18 protein-coding genes are annotated in these 21,737 nt (G+C 33.1%); 10 read left to right on the forward strand and 8 right to left on the reverse strand.

What is annotated here, in order from left to right; translation table 11 throughout:
* The first annotated feature begins 13 nt into the window (after positions 1–13).
* Positions 14–385 carry a hypothetical protein gene (locus tag ACOQOS_RS05225; protein WP_420573914.1) on the forward strand — a complete coding sequence of 124 codons (372 nt, stop codon included), beginning with the start codon at positions 14–16 and terminating at the stop codon, positions 383–385.
* A gap of 21 nt (positions 386–406) precedes the next feature.
* Positions 407–940, forward strand: a complete 534-nt coding sequence (locus tag ACOQOS_RS05230; RefSeq protein ID WP_420573915.1) for a hypothetical protein — start codon at positions 407–409, stop codon at positions 938–940.
* A 214-nt stretch (positions 941–1,154) separates the two neighbouring features.
* On the opposite strand, the gene ACOQOS_RS05235 is transcribed toward ACOQOS_RS05230, so the two are convergent.
* Positions 1,155–2,252 carry a DUF3667 domain-containing protein gene (locus tag ACOQOS_RS05235; protein WP_420573916.1) on the reverse strand — a complete coding sequence of 366 codons (1,098 nt, stop codon included), beginning with the start codon at positions 2,250–2,252 and terminating at the stop codon, positions 1,155–1,157.
* A 329-nt stretch (positions 2,253–2,581) separates the two neighbouring features.
* Here ACOQOS_RS05235 and ACOQOS_RS05240 point away from each other — a divergent pair, with 329 nt between their 5' ends.
* Together ACOQOS_RS05240 and ACOQOS_RS05245 are read left to right on the forward strand one after the other, a co-directional pair.
* Positions 2,582–3,235 (forward strand): hypothetical protein, encoded by a 654-nt coding sequence (locus tag ACOQOS_RS05240; RefSeq protein ID WP_420573917.1) that lies wholly within the window; start codon positions 2,582–2,584, stop codon positions 3,233–3,235.
* A gap of 398 nt (positions 3,236–3,633) precedes the next feature.
* Positions 3,634–4,866, forward strand: a complete 1,233-nt coding sequence (locus tag ACOQOS_RS05245) for a hypothetical protein (protein ID WP_420573918.1) — start codon at positions 3,634–3,636, stop codon at positions 4,864–4,866.
* A gap of 60 nt (positions 4,867–4,926) precedes the next feature.
* On the opposite strand, the gene ACOQOS_RS05250 is transcribed toward ACOQOS_RS05245, so the two are convergent.
* The 3 genes from ACOQOS_RS05250 to ACOQOS_RS05260 form a co-directional block, all read right to left on the reverse strand.
* Positions 4,927–6,213 carry a glycosyltransferase family 4 protein gene (locus tag ACOQOS_RS05250; protein WP_420573919.1) on the reverse strand — a complete coding sequence of 429 codons (1,287 nt, stop codon included), beginning with the start codon at positions 6,211–6,213 and terminating at the stop codon, positions 4,927–4,929.
* Positions 6,214–6,225: 12 nt separating this feature from the next.
* Entirely contained in the window at positions 6,226–8,721 is a 2,496-nt protein-coding gene (locus ACOQOS_RS05255; protein WP_420573920.1) for a YfhO family protein, read from the reverse strand.
* Positions 8,722–8,800: 79 nt separating this feature from the next.
* Complete coding sequence (locus ACOQOS_RS05260; protein WP_420573921.1) at positions 8,801–9,052, reverse strand: DUF4834 family protein; 252 nt, start codon at positions 9,050–9,052, stop codon at positions 8,801–8,803.
* A gap of 206 nt (positions 9,053–9,258) precedes the next feature.
* On the opposite strand from ACOQOS_RS05260, the gene ACOQOS_RS05265 reads away from it, so the two are divergent.
* The 3 genes from ACOQOS_RS05265 to ACOQOS_RS05275 are packed head-to-tail and all read left to right on the forward strand — an operon-like array spanning position 9,259 to position 14,077.
* Entirely contained in the window at positions 9,259–10,245 is a 987-nt protein-coding gene (locus tag ACOQOS_RS05265) for a transporter (protein WP_420573922.1), read from the forward strand.
* A gap of 30 nt (positions 10,246–10,275) precedes the next feature.
* Positions 10,276–11,394: a GTP cyclohydrolase gene (locus tag ACOQOS_RS05270; protein WP_420573923.1), complete on the forward strand. Its 1,119-nt coding sequence runs from the start codon at positions 10,276–10,278 to the stop codon at positions 11,392–11,394.
* A gap of 55 nt (positions 11,395–11,449) precedes the next feature.
* Positions 11,450–14,077 carry a M14 family zinc carboxypeptidase gene (locus ACOQOS_RS05275; protein ID WP_420573924.1) on the forward strand — a complete coding sequence of 876 codons (2,628 nt, stop codon included), beginning with the start codon at positions 11,450–11,452 and terminating at the stop codon, positions 14,075–14,077.
* An 86-nt stretch (positions 14,078–14,163) separates the two neighbouring features.
* Here the strand turns inward: ACOQOS_RS05275 and hisS are convergent, their stop codons facing one another.
* Entirely contained in the window at positions 14,164–15,531 is a 1,368-nt protein-coding gene (hisS, locus tag ACOQOS_RS05280) for a histidine--tRNA ligase (RefSeq protein WP_420573925.1), read from the reverse strand.
* Between the two features lie 163 nt (positions 15,532–15,694).
* On the opposite strand from hisS, the gene ACOQOS_RS05285 reads away from it, so the two are divergent.
* The 3 genes from ACOQOS_RS05285 (at position 15,695) to ACOQOS_RS05295 (ending at position 17,643) form a co-directional block, all read left to right on the forward strand.
* Positions 15,695–15,850: a hypothetical protein gene (locus ACOQOS_RS05285; protein ID WP_420573926.1), complete on the forward strand. Its 156-nt coding sequence runs from the start codon at positions 15,695–15,697 to the stop codon at positions 15,848–15,850.
* A gap of 136 nt (positions 15,851–15,986) precedes the next feature.
* A complete protein-coding gene (locus ACOQOS_RS05290; RefSeq protein ID WP_420573927.1) occupies positions 15,987–17,009 on the forward strand; it encodes a serine hydrolase domain-containing protein in 1,023 nt (340 codons plus the stop codon).
* 100 nt (positions 17,010–17,109) lie between these two features.
* Positions 17,110–17,643, forward strand: a complete 534-nt coding sequence (locus ACOQOS_RS05295; RefSeq protein WP_420573928.1) for a DMP19 family protein — start codon at positions 17,110–17,112, stop codon at positions 17,641–17,643.
* A gap of 2 nt (positions 17,644–17,645) precedes the next feature.
* Here ACOQOS_RS05295 and ACOQOS_RS05300 read toward each other — a convergent pair whose 3' ends face one another.
* From ACOQOS_RS05300 to ACOQOS_RS05310, 3 genes are read right to left on the reverse strand one after another with little or no spacing between them, the layout of a single operon-like run.
* Positions 17,646–18,659 carry an alginate O-acetyltransferase AlgX-related protein gene (locus ACOQOS_RS05300; protein WP_420573929.1) on the reverse strand — a complete coding sequence of 338 codons (1,014 nt, stop codon included), beginning with the start codon at positions 18,657–18,659 and terminating at the stop codon, positions 17,646–17,648.
* The gene (locus ACOQOS_RS05305) at positions 18,656–20,284 is read right to left on the reverse strand and encodes an alginate O-acetyltransferase AlgX-related protein (RefSeq protein WP_420573930.1); all 1,629 of its coding nucleotides are present in this window, start codon (positions 20,282–20,284) and stop codon (positions 18,656–18,658) included. The genes ACOQOS_RS05300 and ACOQOS_RS05305 overlap by 4 nt, the downstream gene beginning before the upstream one ends.
* 9 nt (positions 20,285–20,293) lie before the next feature.
* Positions 20,294–21,697, reverse strand: coding sequence for an MBOAT family O-acyltransferase (locus ACOQOS_RS05310; protein ID WP_420573931.1), 1,404 nt, complete (start codon positions 21,695–21,697; stop codon positions 20,294–20,296).
* Positions 21,698–21,737: the final 40 nt, after the last annotated feature.

The following is a 21,737-nucleotide window of genomic DNA, read 5'->3' on the forward strand; positions in this document are numbered from 1 at the left end:
TTCCACTAAAAAAATGAGTCTACTAGTCTGCGCATATGTCTTTGTTCCTGAAACTAATACGACTGTAGCTATAAATGAACAACCAAAAGCGCCTTTTAATAACTTGTTTGGATTTGAAAGTTGGAGACAAACCGTATGGGACTCTCCTATTTTAAGAAAGCACAACTGTACATTATTAAATTCATTATCAAGTCAGGATATTTATGCTGGTGATGCTGTACTTTTACAGCTTCAAAACGAACTAGAAGTAATCAAAGAACATATTGACCAAATTACAGACGAATTAAACCTACACAAAGAATCATTTGCATTTAGAATAGATAATGCATTTGAAGCCATTAGAATTGCTCAAAAAGTCACCAATGGAATTGTGTATATTGGTTAAAAGTTACTCAAAAATATCTTTATGGATCCAGAAAAAGAACTACAACGAATTTGTGATAAAAATAATGGCGAACTTATTGTAGAAGATTTTCGTGTTGATGGTGATTATGGTTCAAAAATCCATATTGTAAAATATCGTTTATACATAATTCATAATGAAGCTACAATAGCGATTGTATACGATTTTGGCAATTCAGATACTGCTGATTTTAAATTACAGATTCCTACCAATACTACAGTACCAGATTTCCACATTTCTAGCATAGATCATTTGACAAAACTAGTATTATTTAAAAGTCAAAATTGGAAAATTCACTGTAAAGAGCCACATTTAAAAGAAAAAATCGAGCAATTATTCAAAAAATACAAGCTTGATCAATTGATGCAAGACACCGCTTTTGAACCTACTATAAAAAGTACAACTTCAAAAGAAACTTATACTATTCACAGTATTTTTTCATTGAACTTTGAACAAAATACTAAAAGCATAACTTCTATTATTGAATTTCACAAAGGATTGATTGACATGATCAAAGAGAAATATCATGTACACTGAAAATTCTTCCTCAAAGAATCAGCATCAATTTGTTCTGTTAAAATTAACATATATCATAATTTATTAAGTAGGGAAATAATACGTTCAGTTGTTTAACAAATAGCTAAGCTGATTTTTTATTAGTTAGTTGAATATCAAAAAAAGCCGTTTCTAGTATTTTAGAAACGGCTTGTTAGTTTTAATATATTCGGTATAAAAATATCTTTAAGACAAATTAATACAAGAAAAATGACACAACCCACAACATTACAAATGTAACAGGAATTACAAATATCAAATAGATAAACGATAGGATAAATGTTTTAAAGAATGTTTTTATATATCCTTGCTCATAGAATCGTTTCAAACTAAGAATTAAATAAAAGAAGGTCGAAACTATCAAGAAGAAGTCGATTGAGTCTGGAATGTCTACAATATAGTTAGTAACAATGATAATGCTTGAAGCTAAAAACATAAACGCAAAATAGTAAAAACTAAATACCATATGATGCGCAAATCGTCCACGTTTTCTGTAAAGTATTTTTAATAACAACGCAAAAATAGGAATCAAGAAAAACATAGAAATCGGAATGGTATCCAAAAAAGCTTTAAAAATTCCTACACCTTTATTTTCTCTGAGTTTTATGATTTGCTTGCCTACAAATTTCGAAAACCAACTATCGGATTCTTTATATCCTATTGCTTTTAATTTTTCATCGGTACTTGCGCCAGCATCTTGTAATGAATCTAGTAAATCTGTATCAAAATTATAGCCGATAACTGATCCACGTATGTTTTGTTTCTTTTTGGTAGAATCGAGTTGAATACTATCTATTGGTGTTTTATTTTTCCCTTTAATACCATCTGCCAATTGTTGAATAACGAGACTATCTTTTCCTTCCATTGTTGCAGCTTGCGCTTTTAAAGCTAACTGAACAGAATCACGAAGTCTTTCAGTTTCTTTTATGATGGCTTTTTCTTTTCCAAACGAATCACGTAAACCATCTTCAAATCCTTGTTGTGTAGCACGTGTTGCTATCGAAAAAATAAAAAAGAATACAATAGAAGCAAATAAGTAAAACTGTGCGGGATGCAAATACATCAAGCGTTTTCCTGTCACATATTGCTTTGCTAAATACCCAGGTTTTATTAATAAAGGAATAAAACTTCTAAAAAATCGAGCATCTACTGAAAAGTAGTTCATAATGGTATTATGAAATAGTACACGCATGCTCAGCTTATCATCAACTTTTTGTCCGCAGTTTGGGCAAAAGTTATGATATTCTGTCAATTGATAATCACAGTTTTGGCAATGTTTAGTTTCGGTAGACATAGTTATTGGTTGGCTTAGTCGTTAGACAAAGATGCTAAATTCTATTTACAATTTGTTAAAACCTGATCTAGAAATACTTAATATTTTTTTGTTTTGATGCTCAGATTCTGTTTAAAAAGTATGTACCTGCATTGGTGTTTAAAAACTTCAATTTGTTACACTATGTATACCTCTTTTTGTGATTTCAACTAAAAACAAAGCATCATCTAAACACCTTAAAAAACTAACTATCAATTCATTACATTTTTGGCACGCAAATTGGTTTTAACTATAGCAAATAGCGCACGCCGAAAAGCTCAAGAGTAGGCATAACCCTAAAAGTACAGAATATGAAAAACTTTTATCTTTTATTCGTAGGATTGTTACTTAGTGTAACTTCTACACAGGCAAATGTAATTAGCGACCAAACAAACGGAAGCAAAAATGGGTTAACCAATCGCTATCGTTATGCACAACCAATTCAGTTTGTAGAACGAGGTGTTGAATTTTTTGTTTTCTTAAATGGAGAATTTGATTTTAACACACATCCAGTAAGCTACAGACGAACGCGAAGAAGCTCCGTAAATGCGACATATGGCGCACCAAGAGTTCGAACGAGAGGAAATCGTTACAACACCAGAAATATTGGAGTTCGTGTAGAACACGATTTCAACGGAAGAGTTCGAAGAATTGGCAATCTATTCATTAATTATGATAGACATGGCAGAGTAAAAAGAATTGGATCAATTTACATGCGTTACCACAACAGACATGGAAAAGTGAAGCAAATTGGAGGTTTACGTCTAAAGTACAACCGTTGGGGAAGATTAGTAAGACAGTTTGGAAGCGTAAAACCAATTGCTACTTGTGGCAACGGAAACTATAATGGAGATGTAGTCATTGACGATGATTTCCAAGATGGACATGATATTCCTAGAGATGATGATGATTTATATTATTACAGAAGAAAAGGAAATCAAAAGAAAATAAAAAAAACGAACTAATTTATTAGTATAATTTATCATATCACATAAAACCTCGTGAATCTTAAAAAAGGATTTCACGAGGTTATTTTTTTTATAGTATAAAGAAAACGCTCCAATTATTTCTTCGCTATTTCACAATATGTAAGCACTAGCAAGGAGCCAACTAAACTACAAAATTTAATATGACATCAAACGATTATAACTAAACTTCCTTGTGTGATTATTTTATGTTATACAGCACTACTATATTCGGCGTCTAAAATAATTATTTACAACTACTTTACAGTATGGCAAAACCTTACTTCCAATCCGTTATTTTACTCATTTCTAAAATTTATTTATTTTCTTAAAACACTTATTTCATGTTTTTGGCACGCTGTTTGGTTAGTATTAAATGAACATTAAAACCATACGTTATGAAAAAAGTATTAATCGCACTTACAGGATTGTTTTTCTTGGTAGCTTATTCTGCCGAAGCAAAACGGATTGACACATCGTCAACAACTTCATTAAGATTAAACGAATCTATTTCATTTGTGGAAGATGGTATTACATTTTCTGTTTATGACGATGGAGAATTTGATTTTTTTATCAATCGTCTACACTCAGGTGTAAGCGCCAACATAAACGCTGGAGGATTAAATATCAGTTTTAATTCTGGATATGACTACAATCCATATGTTCAATATGATGATTATGGAGCGATTATTCAAATTGAAAATACACCTATATTTTATGATTACTATGGACGTGTTTTTAGAATTGGACAAGTAAACTTAAACTATGACGGATTTGGAAACTTAGTACAAGTTGGAGGATTATTTGTGTATTATGATTCATTATTACGATTCTCACACACAAGAGGTTATATCAACTCATTTAATAGATTTCACAGACGCACCGCTTTTTACAACGATGTATTCTTTCGTCCAAATATTAGTTTTTGTCTCGTAAGTGTACGTCCTTACAGAAGATTTTACACACCAGTTCGTTATACATTTTGTAGTCCGTATAGAGACAATTTCAGATATACTTATGCAAGAGCTAGAGTTGGACATGTATATCACAGCGCTGCAAGAGTTAATAGAAGTAGAAGAAATGTATATAGAAACAATCGTCGTGTAACGCGTAGAAATGATGCTGCTATTTACAATACAAGAAGAACAGTAACTCGTACAAATACTAGAAATACACGTACAGCAACTACAACACGTAATACAACTAGAAATCAAAATACGCGTAGTACTCGTAACAATATTAGAAATACGACAAGAGATAATTCTAGAGTAAATACGGTTCGTAACAGCAGTCGTAACAATACGAGAATTGAAAGAGGAAACACAAATACTCCTCGTAACAATAACAGCGTTCGTTCTAGCAATTCAAGAACAAACTCAAGAGCAACTCGTAATTCTTCAAGAAGTACAAGAGATGCAAGAGCAACACGATCTACTCGAAACAATAACTCAGTACGATCTAACAGAAATTCAAGCAGACGAACTGTGGCAAAACCACAAAGAAATACGTCTCCAAGAGCAACAAGATCAAATCGTTCTACAAAACGTAAACCAGCTGCACAACGTTCAAGTCGTTCTTCTCAAAGAAAGGCAACGAACAGCAGACAAAGAAGTTCTAGAAAAAGAAATTAAAATTTAGTTGTTTAGTTATAAAAATGAACCTTGCTTGATATAAAAATCAAGTGAGGTTTTTTAATTGAATCGATGTAATACTTCAGCTAATTTTTGAGTTAACGCTTTGCGCGAATACTTCTGCAATCCAATTGGAGACACTTGCAATTGTTGTTGTTTAAATGCTTCATAATACGCTACAATTTGTGTTTTGAGTTTCTCTTTATCAGTATACAAAAAGTAAGTTCCAGTATTCGTCTCCTGAATGATCTTTGCAATATCTGCATCTTTTGGCCCAAGTCCAATAATTGGTCGTTCGGCTGCCATGTACTCAAACAACTTTCCTGCAATAATTCCTTTGGTTTTTTCTGCATCTATCTCAATCACTAATAAAATTTGAGAAGCGCGTTGAAGTTGCAATGCTTTTTGATGCGAAACATAACCAAAGTAAGTCGTATGCTCTTTTAAACCAACTTCTTCTATTTTTTGTTGAATTTGTTCGCTTACGACACCTGCAAATTGCAATTGAAAATCATTGGCGAAATCAGGGTTTGTTTGAACCAACTCTGCTAAAACTTCCCACAAAACAATAGGATTACGCTCAGAAAGTAACGAACCAATATGTGATAACGTAAACTTTTTATCCATAGAAATTGGCGAATACTTTTCTACGTCATATCCATTGGTAATTACTTCTATAGGTTGCTTGGTGATTTCTAAAAATTCTTCTTTAGTAGTAAAACTTGTGACTACAATCTGATCTGCGGTTTGCAACACTTCGGCTTCCAACGCACGATGTTTTCGCTGTGATTTTTTAGTTAGCTTCAATTGATCATGATAGCCAATTGTTGTCCAAGGATCTCTAAAATCTGCCAGCCATTTAATAGCTAACTTTCTTCGTAATTTAAGTCCAATCAAATGTAAACTATGTGGCGGACCGGTTGTAATGATCGTTTCAATATTGTTTTCTTCAAGATACTTTTCAAGAAACTTTACAGAAGGACGTATCCAATACTTTCTTGCATCAGGAATAAAAAAGTTTCCACGAATGTACAGCAATACTTTTTCAATAAACGACTGCTTATCTTTTGTTATAATTCCTTTGCTTATTTTCTTTGTCTTTTTACTTGAAAATATAGTTGCAATCGAATACGGTTCAAAAATTGATTGTTTTAGAATGGTAATATCATTCGGAATTTCCTCAGAGAATGTTTCGTCTATAATTGGGTAACTCGGATTTTTAGGCACATACAACACAGGTTCTATATCAAAATTGCGCAAATATTTTACGAATTTCAACCAACGTTGTACGCCTGGTCCACCAGCTGGCGGCCAGTAATACGATATGATTACCACTTTCTTAGCCATAATTTGAGGGAATTATGCTTCTTCTTCTCTTCTTTGCTTGAATGTATAATACGAACCGCCTATAATCAATAAACCTAATATAATAGTACTTATCAAAGAAATTGTAATTCCTGTACTTACTGTTTTAGGCTCAAACTTAAAATCAATTGTATGTTTTCCTGCTGGAACTTCCAAACCACGTAACACATAGTTTATTCTATAATGTGGCGTTAATTTTCCATCAATATAAGCATTCCAACCATGTGGATAATGTATTTCAGAGAATACTGCGAATCCTTTTTCTGTATTGGTTGCTTCATACTTTAAAGCATCAGGCTTGTATGACAGTAATTTGATAGAAGCTAATGAATCTTTTCCATACGTCTCTTTCAAACGTTCTGCTGCTTCTTGTCCTTTTCGTAAAACAGCATTATTCTTTGTGTCCAAATTAAAAATCGACAACATTTCTTCATCTGCTGTTTCTGCAGAAATTAGCTTCTTTACAAACCAAGCACTTCCATTAGCATATGGATTTCGCATTGCAATCGCTCCTGCACCATCTTGATCTTGTTCGCCTTTTAAGTCTCTAATGATATACTTAACATTCAACATATTAATTACGTTGACGTTTCGTTCGTTTACTTCAAACTCTTCATTTCCTTGATCTAAATAAAAATCATAAAGTTCTTGAAACTGTCTTGGTTTCGCCGCATGATAACCTCCTAAAGTATTATGGAAATATGCTGTACGTCCATTTGCCAATCGCAATCTAGGCTCAAACACACGGTAATGTCCAGTATCTTTTAAAATCTGTTTATCAACTTCGAGCGTTCTATATGGATTCTCAAACCTAGCTTTTGACACAAAGCCTTCTGTAGCCACATATTTTCTTGCTACACTTACTAAATCAAACAATAATAATCCAGCAATAAGAACAATTACAACATTTTCCTTGAGTTTCCCTTTTAAATATACTAGTAAAAGACCAGCCGTGAGAAGTATAAATATTAAAGAACGAATTCCATCTTGAGTGATAATATCAGATCGATCTTCACGTATAATTTCCATGAATTCTGGACCAAACACAGCTTGCTCATAATACGCATCATTTACTCCAGTAAAATCAAATAATGTCGATTTAAAAAGCATAAAGAACAGAATCGTTCCGCAGATAATAGCAGCAGTAATAAATATTGATTTTTCTATATTTTTTTTAGCTTCTTCTTCTAAACTTTCTTTCTTGAATAATTGTGCTAATGCTAAGATTCCTAAGATTGGGATACACAATTCTAGAATTACTTGTATGGATGAAACTGCTCTAAACTTGCTGTACAACGGGAAATAATCAATCATAAAGTCTGTCAGGAAATTTAAATTTTTTCCCCAAGACAAGAGTAAAGACATTACAATTCCACCAACAAGCCACCATTTTGCTTTATTTCGAACTAAAAACAATCCTAAAAATGCTAGAAAGATAATGACTGCTCCTACATATGCTGGTGCGGCAACAATAGGTTGTTGTCCCCAATAACTCGGTATATTTCTTACGATTTCACGTGCTTGACCAGCTGGAATGTTTCGTTGTAGTAAAAATTTATATGATTTAGAATCGGTGCCGAAATCTTCAGAATTTCCTCCACCCATAAATCTAGGCATCAGTAAATTGAAAGTTTCCATTTTACCATAACTATACTCCGTAATATACACTTTAGAAAGTCCTTGACGATCTTTTTTAGAGCCATCAGGATTGATGGTAAGTTCACTCTTTCCACGAATACTCCAATCTGCATACTCTTTTGTAGTTAACAAATTGGTTCCATTAACACCAACACCTAACAATACAGCTGCTACGAGTAATCCTACTGTTTTGAAGAAATGTGGCAATTCTTTGTCTTGAATTGCTTTTATTAAATACACTAAACCTAAAACACCTACCAACAACATTAAGTAATATGTCATCTGCGGATGCGATGTCATGATTTCCAAAGACATAGCGACGGCTGTGAGCAAAAATCCCCAAATATATTTCCGCTGAAACGTCAGTAATATTCCGGCTAATATTAATGGAAAATAAGCAATTGCATGTGCTTTGGCGTTGTGACCAACGCCGAGAATAATTATAAAGTATGTGGAAAATCCAAAGGCGATTGCACCTAGAATGGAGAGTTTCCAATTGACTTTCATTACGAGTAGCAAGACATAAATCCCTAGAAAATAAAGAAACAAATAATCTGCTGGACGTGGTAAAAATCGTAAAGTTCGGTCAAGTGTTTTTATATAAGAATGTGGATAGCGTGCTCCTAAGAGATATGTAGGCATTCCTCCATAAGCACTATCTGTCCAGTACAATTCTTCGCCAGTAGTTTCTCGATAATCATTTTGTTTTTTTGCCATTCCAGCATATTGAACAATATCTGTTTGTTGAATTTTTTTCCCTTGTAATACTGGATAAAAATAAGCTAATGACATTCCAACAAATAACACTAATGCTATTGCGTGAGGAATTATTTTTTTGAAATCTATATTCACTTGATGTTTTTTTAGCGTGTAAAGAATGAAAGCAATATACTAAACCTTTAGAAAAAGGCGCTGTAAAATAGATAAATCGTTAGTCAACTTCTTCAAAATCGATATATTCTCCGACATTTTTAGAAGATCTTGTATTTGGCATTTTATCAATTGTTGTTTCTCCTTCTCGAGTTTGTTGTTGACTTTCTGCATGTTGCTTGAACTGCGCTGAGAACTGCTTTTCAGCTTTTTTTGCTACATATCGCAACATGAATGGTGCGAATAATCTAGATAAAATACGTATTCCGTACACTACTAGAATTATTATGAATATTGTTCTTAGTACTCCCATATTATAATGTAACCTATATTTTTTCAAAAATACAATTTATGGACATTTAATATCGTTTTTACTAGATAAAAAACTATAATTTTATGTAGTTTTGAATTTAACCCAAAAAAAAATGATAAAACATCTGTCTTTCAGTTTATAATACTTGATGACGTAACTTTTACAGATGTTTTCTTAGCATATTGAAAAACAACACCTAAAAACATATGAAAACATATTCTTTCTTAGCAGTTATTGGTTTTTTATTAATCTCCTCTTCTGCTTTTGCTCAGTATACTGAAGTAATTAATTCTAACCGTCCAGGCGCTTCTATTAGTGCATATTCTGTTGGAAAAAATGTAATTCAGTTTGAAGGCGGAATGTTTGTTGACAAACAAGAACATAAAAAATTAAATACAGAAGTAAGTGCATTTGGACTAGATTTTGCCTTGCGTTACGGATTGTTTAAAGAGCAACTAGAAATCAGTTGGGAAGGCGCATATCAATTTGATACTTTTACGAATAATGCTACAAATCCTGCATTAGAATTTAACAGAAATGGCTTTTTAACACATACTATTGGAGCTAAATACATGATTTATGATCCGTATTTAAAATCCGAATTAGAAAAACCAAATTTATATAGCTGGAAAGCTAACAACTCATTTCGTTGGAAAGATTTAATTCCTGCAATTGGTGTATATGCCGGAGCAAACTTTGTGTTTTCAGACAATCCATATTTTCCTAGAACAGAACCTTCAATAAGTCCAAAAGTAACTGTGGCTACACAAAGTCACTTTGCTGGTCGTTGGGTTTTTGTTTCTAATATTACCTATGATAGAATTACTTCTGATTCAAAAGAATTAAGTTACATAGTTACCTTAACGCATGCGTTTGACAATCCAAAATGGTCTGCTTTTGTAGAGCATCAGGGAATTGATAGTGATCGCTATGCAGATGCTTTATTTAGAGCTGGTGGCGCTTATTTATTAGGTGATGATCTTCAGTTAGATGCCTATGTTGGTGCTGGTGTAAAAAACACACCGACACGTATATTTGCAGGTTTCGGACTTTCATACAGATTTGATGATATGCACGAGGACGAATTGATTCCTATTGAGGAGCAAGATCCGAAAGGAGAAGATCAAAAAAAGAAGAAAAAGAAAGACGAAAAAGAGTTGGAGAAGTTTGAAGACGACGGAAACGACAACTAATTCCTTTTTTACCAACCAAATTGATAGTCAATGATTGAAGTAAGAGAAGTTGCCAATAAAAAGGAATTAAAAAAGTTTGTAAAGTTTCCTTTTAGTCTTTACAAAGGTTCTAAATATTGGGTTCCGCCAATTATTAAAGATGAATTAGAAACATTTGATAAAGAAAAAAATCCTGCGTTTTTAGATGCTGATGCCACTTTTTTCTTAGCGTATAAAGATGGAAAAATAGTAGGTCGTGTTGCTGCAATTGTTAATTGGATTGAAGTAAAAGAACAAAAACTTTCTAAAATGCGTTTTGGATGGTTTGATATGATTGACGATTTGGAAGTTTCTAAAGCGTTGCTTGACAAAGTTGCGGAAATTGGACGCTCACACAATTTAGAATACATGGAAGGTCCTGTCGGCTTTTCAAATCTAGACAAAGTTGGTGTTCTTACAGAAGGTTTTGATCATATTGGTACGATGATTACTTGGTACAATCATCCGTATTATGAAAAGCATTTAATTCATCATGGTTTAATCAAAGAAAAAGAATACTTAGAGAATAAATTTCCTTTTGAAAATGTAAAGCCAAAATTCTTTGAGCGCGTCCAAAATTTAATCAAAAAAAGATATCAACTTCGCGAACTTAATTTTACCAAGACAAAAGATATTATGCCTTATGTAGATCAAATGTTTGATTTATTTAATGCTTCCTATGCTTCTTTAGCATCTTTTGTTCCTATTAATGACATTCAAAAAGCTTATTTTAAAGATCGCTATTTGAATTTTATCAATCCAGAATTTATCAAATTTGTAGTTGATAAAGATGATAATCTAGTAGCTTTTGCTATTGTCATGCCTTCATTTGCCAGAGCTCTACAAAAAATGAATGGTAAATTGTTTCCTTTTGGAATTTTTCATTTACTAAAGGCTCGTAAAAAGCCAAAAAATATCACTTTCTATCTAATTGGAGTACATCCAGAATATCAAAATAAAGGATTGACTGCAATTTTGTTTATGGAGTATTATTTGACATTTACAGAGAAGAATATTGAAACTTGCATAAGAACTCCTGAATTGATTGAAAACACAGCCATTCATCAACTCTGGAAGCATTTTAAACCTGTTACCCATAAGCGTAGAAAGACATATAAGAAACAATTATAATGCTCTATTCTTCCTTTTTATTACCCAACTTAACCCACCAAAAAAATTGTCTACCATGAAAAAAACTATCATGCTATTCCTACTAGCAGGATTTTTTGCGTGCTCTTTATATGCGCAAAACAGAGACCGTTCAAAAGCAGATCAATATTTAACCCAAAAAGGAGAAGTCTGCTTCCAATTTACAGCACAAAACGAAACACAATTAAGAGAAATAGCTTCATTTCTTTCTTTTGGACACAAACCAATCGACAGAGAAACATTAAGAGTAAAAGCATATGCAAATGCTGCTACATTCAATCAATTTTTAACTTACAATTTAGATTATGAAATCCTAACCGAAGACAATGAATTCAATCCACATGCAAACATTTCTGATGCCGCACAAGCACAATGGGATACGCAATGGAATTTATATCCTACGTATTCACAATATGTTGCAAAAATGCAGTCTTTTGTAACCGATTATCCAAATTTATGTTCATTGCAAAGCATTGGAACTACTCCAAACGGAAGAGAACTGTATGTTTTAAAAATTTCTGATAATGTTGCCATTAAAGAAGCTGAACCAGAGTTTTTCTATTCTTCTTCTATGCATGGAGATGAATTAGCAGGATATCCTTTAATGATTCGTTTTATTGATCATTTACTTTCCAACTACGCTACAGATAGTGAAATAGCAGACATCGTAAATTCTACAGAAATTTACATCAATCCATTAGCAAATCCTGATGGAAGCTATGGCGCGCCTGGAAGTGACATTATCAGTAATCCTACGAGAACTAATTCTTCTGGACAAGACTTGAACCGTAATTATCCAGATAATATCGGTGGAATTCACAATAACGCTATAAATGGTGATTATGAAGCAGAAACTGAGTTTTTCATGAATTTTCAAGCTTCTAGAAATTTTGTCCTTGTTGCAAATCTTCATGGCGGAACAGAATTGGTAAATTATCCTTACGATAATACAACAACACAACATGCAGACCATGATTATTACGAACGTATTTCTGTAATATATGCTACCAATGCACAAAATGCTAGTGATGCTTTAGGAGATACTACGTATATGACCGTTGATGAAGATGCTCATATATATCCAAGTCCTGGTGTAACCAATGGCGTACAATGGTTTTTAGTATATGGAGGAAGACAAGATTATACCAACTTTTATCTTCACAGTAAAGAAGTAACACTAGAGTTATCTGATATAAAATTTCTACCAGCATCAGAATTACCAAATCACTGGGAATATAACAGACAAGCTTTTTTAGATTATATAAAACAGGCAAATTATGGTTTTCAAGGAAAGATCACAGATGCATCTGGAAATCCTATTGTCGCTCAAATTTCCATTGCTGGACATGATAAGTTAAACTCGTATGTTTTTTCCTTTGAAGAACACGGTGATTATTATAGATTGATCGATGGTGGAACTTACAACGTTACGTATGAAGCGCCAGGATATGAAACACAAACAATATCTGTAACCGTAACTGATAATGCTAAAACTGTGCAAGACGTCACTATGATCGCTACTACATCACTACCCGTAGCTAATGGAACAGAACTTTGCGATTCAGGATCTGCAATGTTATCTGCTTCAGGAAATGGTGTTTTGAATTGGTATACTTCTATCGACGGAGACACTCCAGTAGCAACAGGAACATCATACAACACACCTACGCTAACCTCAACAACTACGTATTATGTAGAAGACGTAATTAGTAAAGCAGATGTAGGTATTACAGACAGCGCTTCTAATGGATCGCAATTTACAAATGTAGCGCAATACTTAATATTTGATTGTACAGAGTCTGTGATGTTAGATGAAGTCACTATAAACTCTAACCAAGCTGGAGAACTTGAAATACAATTACAAGATAGTTCTGGTAATATGCTTGATTCAAGGATTATAATTCTTCCAACTGCTGGCATACAATCCGTAGATTTAGATTTTATCTTACCTGTGGCTAATAATTTACGTTTAGCGATCAAAGAATTATCGTCCGGATTAACTGTTTACAGAACTAATTCTGGAGTAAATTATCCATACAGCAACGGAAGTGTATCTATTAAAAATAGTAGCGCTGGTTTAGATTTTTACTATTTCTTCTACAACTGGAAGATGAATTCAATAAGAAGTGCTCGAAAAGAAGTTACTGTAACCGTAAACCCATCTCCTACTCCTGACTATACATTTCAGGTCAACTCATCAGATAATGGAGAAGTAACTTTTACAAATACTTCTACTAATGCTACTTCATATTCTTGGGATTTTGGCGATGGAAATATGTCTACAGACGAAAATCCAACGCATACATACGTAGTTTCTGGAAATTATACCGTTACCTTAACAGCTACAAATGCAGCATGTGGAGATAATATCACTAGCGAAATGGTGAATGTTACCGTAATTCCTTTGTCTGTTACGGATGAACTTTTAACAAACGTGAATATATATCCAAATCCTGTAGAAGATAAACTCTATATTGATACTGATCATCATTCATTACAAAACATTGTCATCTATAACTTATTAGGAGAACAAATATTACAACGCAGTATTTCTGAAAACAACTCACAAATTGCTTTAGATTTACAACAAGTAAAACAAGGAGTTTATATGATAAAATTAGATTTTACAGAAGGAAATTTAATTAAGAAAATTATCATTAAATAATAAAATACTGACACATACAATTCAATTGATTTCATAAAAAAACCGCAGCGATTGCTGCGGTTTTTATTTTATATTCTTCCTTGCTATTAAAAAGCTGTCAGTATCTCATCAAAAGGAACTTCTAATTGTGTTCCTGATTTCATATTTTTCACAACGCACGTATTATTTTCAAGTTCATTTCCTCCAATAATTACTACGTATGGAATTTCGCGTTTGTTAGCGTAATTCATTTGTTTTTTCATTTTTGTACTATCTGGATATAATTCTGCGCTTTTTCCTGCTTCTCTCAGAACTTTAATCAAACGCATAGAAGCTAGTGCTTCCTTTTCACCAAAATTAATACACAATACATCTACTTTATCTGAAACCGTTTTTGGAAACAAATCAAGTTGTTCTAACACTAAGTAAATTCTATCCAAACCAAACGAAATACCAACACCACTCACATCTTTTAATCCAAAAATGCCTGTTAAATCATCATAACGTCCGCCGCCGCCAATAGAGCCCATTTTTACACCTTCTGGCGCAGCAACTTCAAAGATGGCACCTGTATAATAATTTAATCCTCTGGCAAGCGTAATGTCTAAATCGAGTTTTGCAGTCTGTAATCCTAAAACATTAATGGCTTCAAAGACAAATTCTAACTCACTAATTCCTTTCATTCCTTCTTCAGAACTTAAAAGTAATTCTTTTAATTGCGTTAGTTTTTCATCTAAATTCCCAGAAAATCCAAACAATGGCTGTACTTTTTCTATCGCTTCCGCAGAAATGCCTTTGTTCAACATTTCGTTTTTCACACCATCTTCGCCAATCTTATCTAATTTGTCTAAAGCAACCGTAAAGTCAATCAATTTGTCCTTTGCTCCTATTACCTCAGCAATTCCAGAAAGAATTTTACGATTATTAATCTTAATTGTAACTCCTTCTAATCCTAAATCAGAGAATACTTTGTCATACAATTGAACAAATTCTACTTCTTGCCACAAAGATTTCGATCCAACAACATCTGCATCACATTGAAAAAACTCTCTAAAACGTCCATTTGCAGGTCTATCTGCACGCCAAACTGGTTGAATTTGGTAACGTTTAAATGGAAATGTGATCTCGTTTTGATGTTGTACTACGTAGCGAGCAAAAGGAACGGTTAAGTCATAACGCAAAGCTTTTTCTGATAATGAATTAGAAAAACGCGTTAAGTTTCCTTCTTCCAAAGCTTTTACATCCGCTTTTTTTACTTTATCTCCTGAATTCAGGATTTTAAAGATAAGCTTGTCTCCTTCTTCTCCATACTTACCTGTCAGCGTTTGTAAATTTTCAAATGAAGGTGTTTCAATTGGTTGAAATCCAAAGTTTTGAAAAGCTGACTTTATGGTATTAAAAATATAATTACGTTTTGTTACTTCTAAAGGAGAAAAATCTCTTGTTCCTCTTGGTATGCTTGGTTTTTGTGCCATGATTCTGTATTGTGGCGCAAATATAAGTCTATTTTTTAGGGATTGAAAAATTGAATGATTAAAAGATTGAAGGTCGTTTGCATTAGAGAAATTGTTACCTTTAAGTTTAGATAAAGGCCTTTTACTTTTTTATGTATCTTGTAGTATCTATTTTCAAAAAATTATGCCATTAAACTTTAAAGTCATTCACTGTCCAAAATGTAACGAAGAACAACCTCGTGTTCGAAAACCAAAAGGTTGGTATGAGATTTTATGGGGCGGAAATACTTGTAAAAACTGTGGTTGCAAAATGGATCGTTTCGGAAAAGAACGAAGCTAATTAGTCATTACTTAGCATAAAAGATGAATACACTTCGTCTATCGAATTCAACAATTCAGATCATAAAAATTTACATTCTTGATATATATATTCAATTTTGAATGTGTCATACAAAAACGGAAAAGCAACTAACATTATGAGCAAGAAAGGAATTTTTAGAATCGTATTACTAGTCGGAACCATAACTTCTTTATTTTTTGTTCCATGGTTATTAGTGAAAGCTTGGATACTTCCACTACCTGATAGCGTTCAAGAGCAAGCAAATGAAGCCATTGGACATGGTTTTGATGGAATGATTATCTATGTAGATCAAGCAAACAAATCACCTCAGTATTTTGCTTCTGGTTGGCATAATAGAGATTCTAAAATAGCCGCAAAACCTTCCGCGTTGTTTAAGATTGCTAGCATTAGCAAATTGTATGATGCTGTAGCAGTTACTAAATTGGTACATAGTGACAAACTTTCTTTAGATAAAACAATTGCAGATTATTTGCCAGAACTTGTGGGAAGAATTGAAAATGCTGAAAAAATCACTCTAAGACTTATGATACAGCATAAAAGCGGAATTCCAAATTTTACGGACGCTCCAGGCTTTTGGGGAGAACCGACAAAAACATACGAAGAAAGTCTTGCTTTAATTTTAAATCAACCAGCAAATTTTGAACCTGGCGAAGAGTACGAATATTGCAATACTAATTATCTTTTACTTAATAAAATCATGGATAATGTACTTGGTTATGACAACTTTCAATTCATTCAAGAAGAAATATTAAATCCACTAAACCTCAACAATACATTTGCTTCAATAAATGATGTAAATATAGACGATGTAATGAGTGGTTATCATGTAGGTTATTCTTTAGATTTGAAAGAAAATGATCACGGAATGCTCGCTACTGCAGAAGATGTTGGTCATTTTATAAGAGCTTTAAATGACGGAACTGTATTTACACCAGAAGAACGAGAAACTTATGCTTCTGTTTATAAATACGAACATGCTGGTTGGGTTCCTGGATATCAGAGTTTTGCAAAATATCATAAAGATATTGATACTGTTGTAATTGAGTTTTACAGCACAACTGATCCTAAATTATACAATTGGAACTTATCTGAAATCATAAATAATAGAATTGTAAAAATAATTAGAGAGCAAGAATAATTCAATGAATAAAAAGCTAATTCTTATGATGACTTTGGGATCTATTCTAAGTTTTTTGGGATATAAAAAACAAATCGAAAAACCAAAAAAACATACCGAAATGGAAACTATTCTAGATGAATGGAATAATAGAAAGATATACAAAGTCCTTACTTCTAAAGATATTGATATAATAACCGATGAAAACCTTGAACAAGCTATTTTTGACAATATATACGAGAATATTAAAGAAAACTTAAGCAATGAACTTCAAAACATTAGAAAACTCACCAAAGGGCAGCAAGGTTTTTGGGCGACTTGGATTTTAGAAGGAGAAGTTAATAATGGTGGTTTCAATCAGTTCTACTTTAATTCAAGTGGTCAATTTGCAGAAATGGCAGAGAAAGGTTTTATGATGATGGGAGCAAAAAAACATGCTGAATTGACTTCAAAAGCCAACAAAATTTATCTAGAAAATAAAGACAAATTGACAAAATTTGACGACGGAACTGTTGAAAACTTCAGTAAATCATACGAAAATAATCCACTGAATGCGCTTGATACTGAATTTTACGAATTAGGCAATGAAGAAAATTTTAGTGAATTGCGAATTAAATACATTCGTACGCATAAAAACGAATTCATCAATAAATAAAATTACTTCACCACAGGAACTTTACGCCAACCATTTTTAGATTCTGAAAAATCTCTTGCAGCAAAACACCAAATAATTACTTTCTTTTTACCAAGCCAATCTTTATTTTTTGCTTTTCTGTATAAATCAATTCGAACCGAAGATGTTCCTGAACCTTTTACGCCAATTAGATCTACATTTAATCCTAGTTGCGCTGCCAAATTATCTGAGAATCCAGCATTTTTAGCCAACATATCGCCGCCAGCATGAAAAATTAAGGTATGACTATCACCAATAATCAATACTGGAGAATTTGTATCAATTTTTGAAGATTTTTGAAATGAATTGATAACTATTTTTTCTTTTCCTAAACTTGCATTTGCTGCGCCAGCTTTTAAATCACCATCTATTTGAATCGTCTTTTTTGTTGCTTTTTCTTGTTGTTTAGTTCCTGAATACTTTGTGTACCAATCCTGATTCTTTATTTTTCCAGCAACTGCTTTGCTAGCAACTTCAATTCCTTTTGGATTCCAATGCGAATCTTGCTTACAGTACGTAGGATTTCCTTTTTCGGTTTCTTTGACAAATGCAGGAAATAGATTGATCACTTCCACACCTTGTTTTGACAGTTCTTTGTATAGATTTTTATAATGAATAGATACATTTTGATTTTTCGTTACAGAAGCATCAATTTTGTTAGCATTCACTATTGCTTTTGGCGGAACTGGCACAAGATATAATTGAATTCCTTGCGCTTTCAGTTGATTGTTAAAATCAACGATAGCTGGAATTGGATCTTGTCGCGATGGATTCGTACTAACAGCTGTTTTTGCGGCTTCTTTCCCATAAAATTTTCCTTTTGATATATGAGATAGTTCAGAAGCTAAAAACAACCAACCATCTTCTCCTACAATAGTAGTTGCTAACGTATTTGCTACTTTTTCTTTGCAAATTTTCTCAAAAGCAGTTTGTGCAGTACTATGTACAGAAAAAAGAAATATGGAAATAATTCCAAGGAGTTTGTAGTTATTTTTCATTCTTTGTGATTATTTATTTTCAAAATTCCCCAACATGGATCAGCAAAGGACAATTCATCATCCTGTAATTCAGAACGGTTCATTGCGCCATATCTATCAGAAAATGTATTCCAGTCGTGTAATGTTATGGTAACTTTTTGCCCGTTTCGCAATCGTGCAGCAGCTGTCCAAACATTATCTTTCATACTCGATAAATATACAACAGATTCGCCTAATTCTTTTCCTGTTCCAATATCTTTCATCGCTGTAAGATGTACAGAAACTACATGATCTTTATATGGAACTGTATTTGGAATTGGCACATTGCTCGTTTCGCTCACAATTCCAGTTACAGTAACCGAAGTTTTTTCTTCTGGTACAAAAAATTCAGAAACATAATCTTCATTTAATTGCATAGGTACTATTTTCCAATCTCCAAAACACAATTCTCGTGCCGCAAATTCCCAAACGACTACTTTTTTTCCTTCCAATCGATCTTTTCCTCGCTTGAGTTCGTTAGAAAGCGATAAACGCGTTACGTACGCACCTGCATCGTTCATTTGAATACGATCTACAGGTTTTTGCATATACATACTGATATGTTCAGAAAGTCCCGCAGAAGTCCCCCAATTCATTGCTTCCAAAGAGTATATATTTGCGTAACTATCTCCTAAAAACAAAATATCAGATTGTCTAGAAGGTTTGAAAAGGAAATTATCTTCCAGAATTTGCTCAATTTCTACAGTTTGCGTTTCAAAATAATTGTCTTTTCCTTCCATCGTAAGCATATCGACAATATCTCCATAGTTTGATACAGTTAGCTTATTCTTTGTATAGATTGTATTTCCTTTCGGAATGTTTAAACTGTCTAATAACTTCCCTATTTCCTTTGAAACGGCATTCATAACAGTTGGCGACCAATGCGTATCATATCTTAAATAACTGTCAGCTTCAAGTTTTTCTCGTTCTACTAATGAAAACACATCACAAATAGCAATATCATTCTGCATTAAAAACTTCAAAAAGTCATTATAGGAAGCATTATTGAGTAATTTTTGATCGTTTTTTAACGTAACGGCAGCTTTTGGTGGCGCAGGAACTATGACCAATTGGATGTTTCTTTTGGCTAATTTTTCTTTGAAATCAAGAATTGCTTTGAGTGGATTGGGTTGTATGCTTTCTTCTTTCGCCCTTTTGTTTAATTGCTGAGTTTCTAAAAAACCTGCTTGTGTTAAATATTGATTGGAATATTTATAGTAGAAATTATCTTTACTCACCCAAGCATTTTCATTTCCTGTTCGAAAAACATTCAGCAAACCAGCCTGCATGAAAGGAATTAGTGTTTTACGATAGATGGAACTTTCTTCAATTCCTGTTTCAAATCCCTTGATATTGGTTAATAGTTTGTCATTTTTATTTGAAATTGATGTAAAAAATGATGTCGCTTCCGCTGATACTGTTTCTGAGTGGAAATTAGTGTTTGTGATATGTTCATTATCTTCTTTCCATATGATTTGAATGATCATCGCAGAAACCATCAACAGTAAAAAGAAGACTAACAATAACTTCTGATTGCTTTTGGAAATATCTGTACTTCCAATGTCAATCATGGCAATTTCTTCTCGAGTCATTTTTTTGTTTTTCATCGCCATCTTTTAAAATATAAAATAAATAAATGGGTTGAAATCTTGCGTCATCAACGCCATGACAGAAACGATCATGAGTAGCATGATCCAAATTGTTTTTGCGAATGTGATTTTTTTGGTAAAATCCCACGTCTGTGGAAATTTCCAAACCACAATTCCCGCAAGGATAAAGCTAAAAATGTAATACGGATTCCGTATTAAAACATTATTTACGACATCTATTTGTGTTGCTGAAGTACCACCAAACATTGCTTGTAAATAGTGCATGGCGCTTGGCAAATCGGTTGCTCTAAAGAATACCCATGCAAATACTACGATGATAAATGTAATGATGATTCCTGCTATTTTAGGAAGCTTTTGATAAAATGCTTTTTTGTTGGCAAGCCTTTCCAATGCTAGAAATGTTCCGTGTATTGCGCCCCAAATGACGAAATTCCAAGAAGAACCATGCCATAATCCGCCAAGCAACATCACAATCATTAAGTTGATATACGTTCTCGTATTTCCGTTTCTGTTTCCACCTAATGGAATGTATAGATAATCGCGTAACCATGTTGATAATGAAATATGCCAACGACGCCAAAATTCAGTGATACTTCTGGAAGAATATGGCGCATCGAAGTTTTTAGGAAATACAAAACCTAACATGAGTCCTAATCCAATTGCCATATCTGAATAACCACTAAAATCAAAGTAAATCTGAAATGCATACGATATAGCGCCATACCAAGAATTGAGCAATCCAACATCAACAGAATCAAAGCAAACATCTGCAATTTTACCACACGGATTTGCCAACAATACTTTTTTTGCCATTCCTAAGCAAAAGAAAGCAATTCCACGAGAGAATTTTTCAAGAGTATGTGTTCTGTGCTTTAGCTGATTGGAAACATCTTGAAATCTAATGATTGGTCCTGCAACCAATTGTGGAAACATAGACACATAACACGCAAAGTCTATGAAGTTTCGAATTGGTTTTGCGTCTCCACGATAAATATCGATGGAATAACTCATACTTTGAAATGTATAAAAGCTAATTCCTAGCGGTAATATTACATTAATAATACTATCAGACGCTATCGTTTCTACACCTATAAACTCTAGCAGTGAATTATAGTTTTCTACAGCAAAATTGAAGTATTTAAAAAATGCTAGTAGCGATAAGTTAGAGATTACAGAAATGGTAACTGCTAATTTTTGTCGTCTGGTGCGTTCTCCGCCTTTTACTAGGTTTTCTATAGGTTTCGACCAATTCTTTCCCCAACGTTCTGCAATAAAAAGTCCACAAATATAATCAATGATTGTGCTTCCTATCATCAATACTACAAACGCAGGATTTGCCCATCCATAAAAGATATAACTTATGACTGTTAATGTAAAATGTCTCCATTTTTTAGGAGATATATAATACAATAACAGTACTATTGGTAGAAAGTAAAAGATAAAAAAGTAG

It is taken from the genome of Kordia sp. (genome assembly GCF_965224175.1).
Taxonomy (GTDB): Bacteria; Bacteroidota; Bacteroidia; order Flavobacteriales; family Flavobacteriaceae; genus Kordia.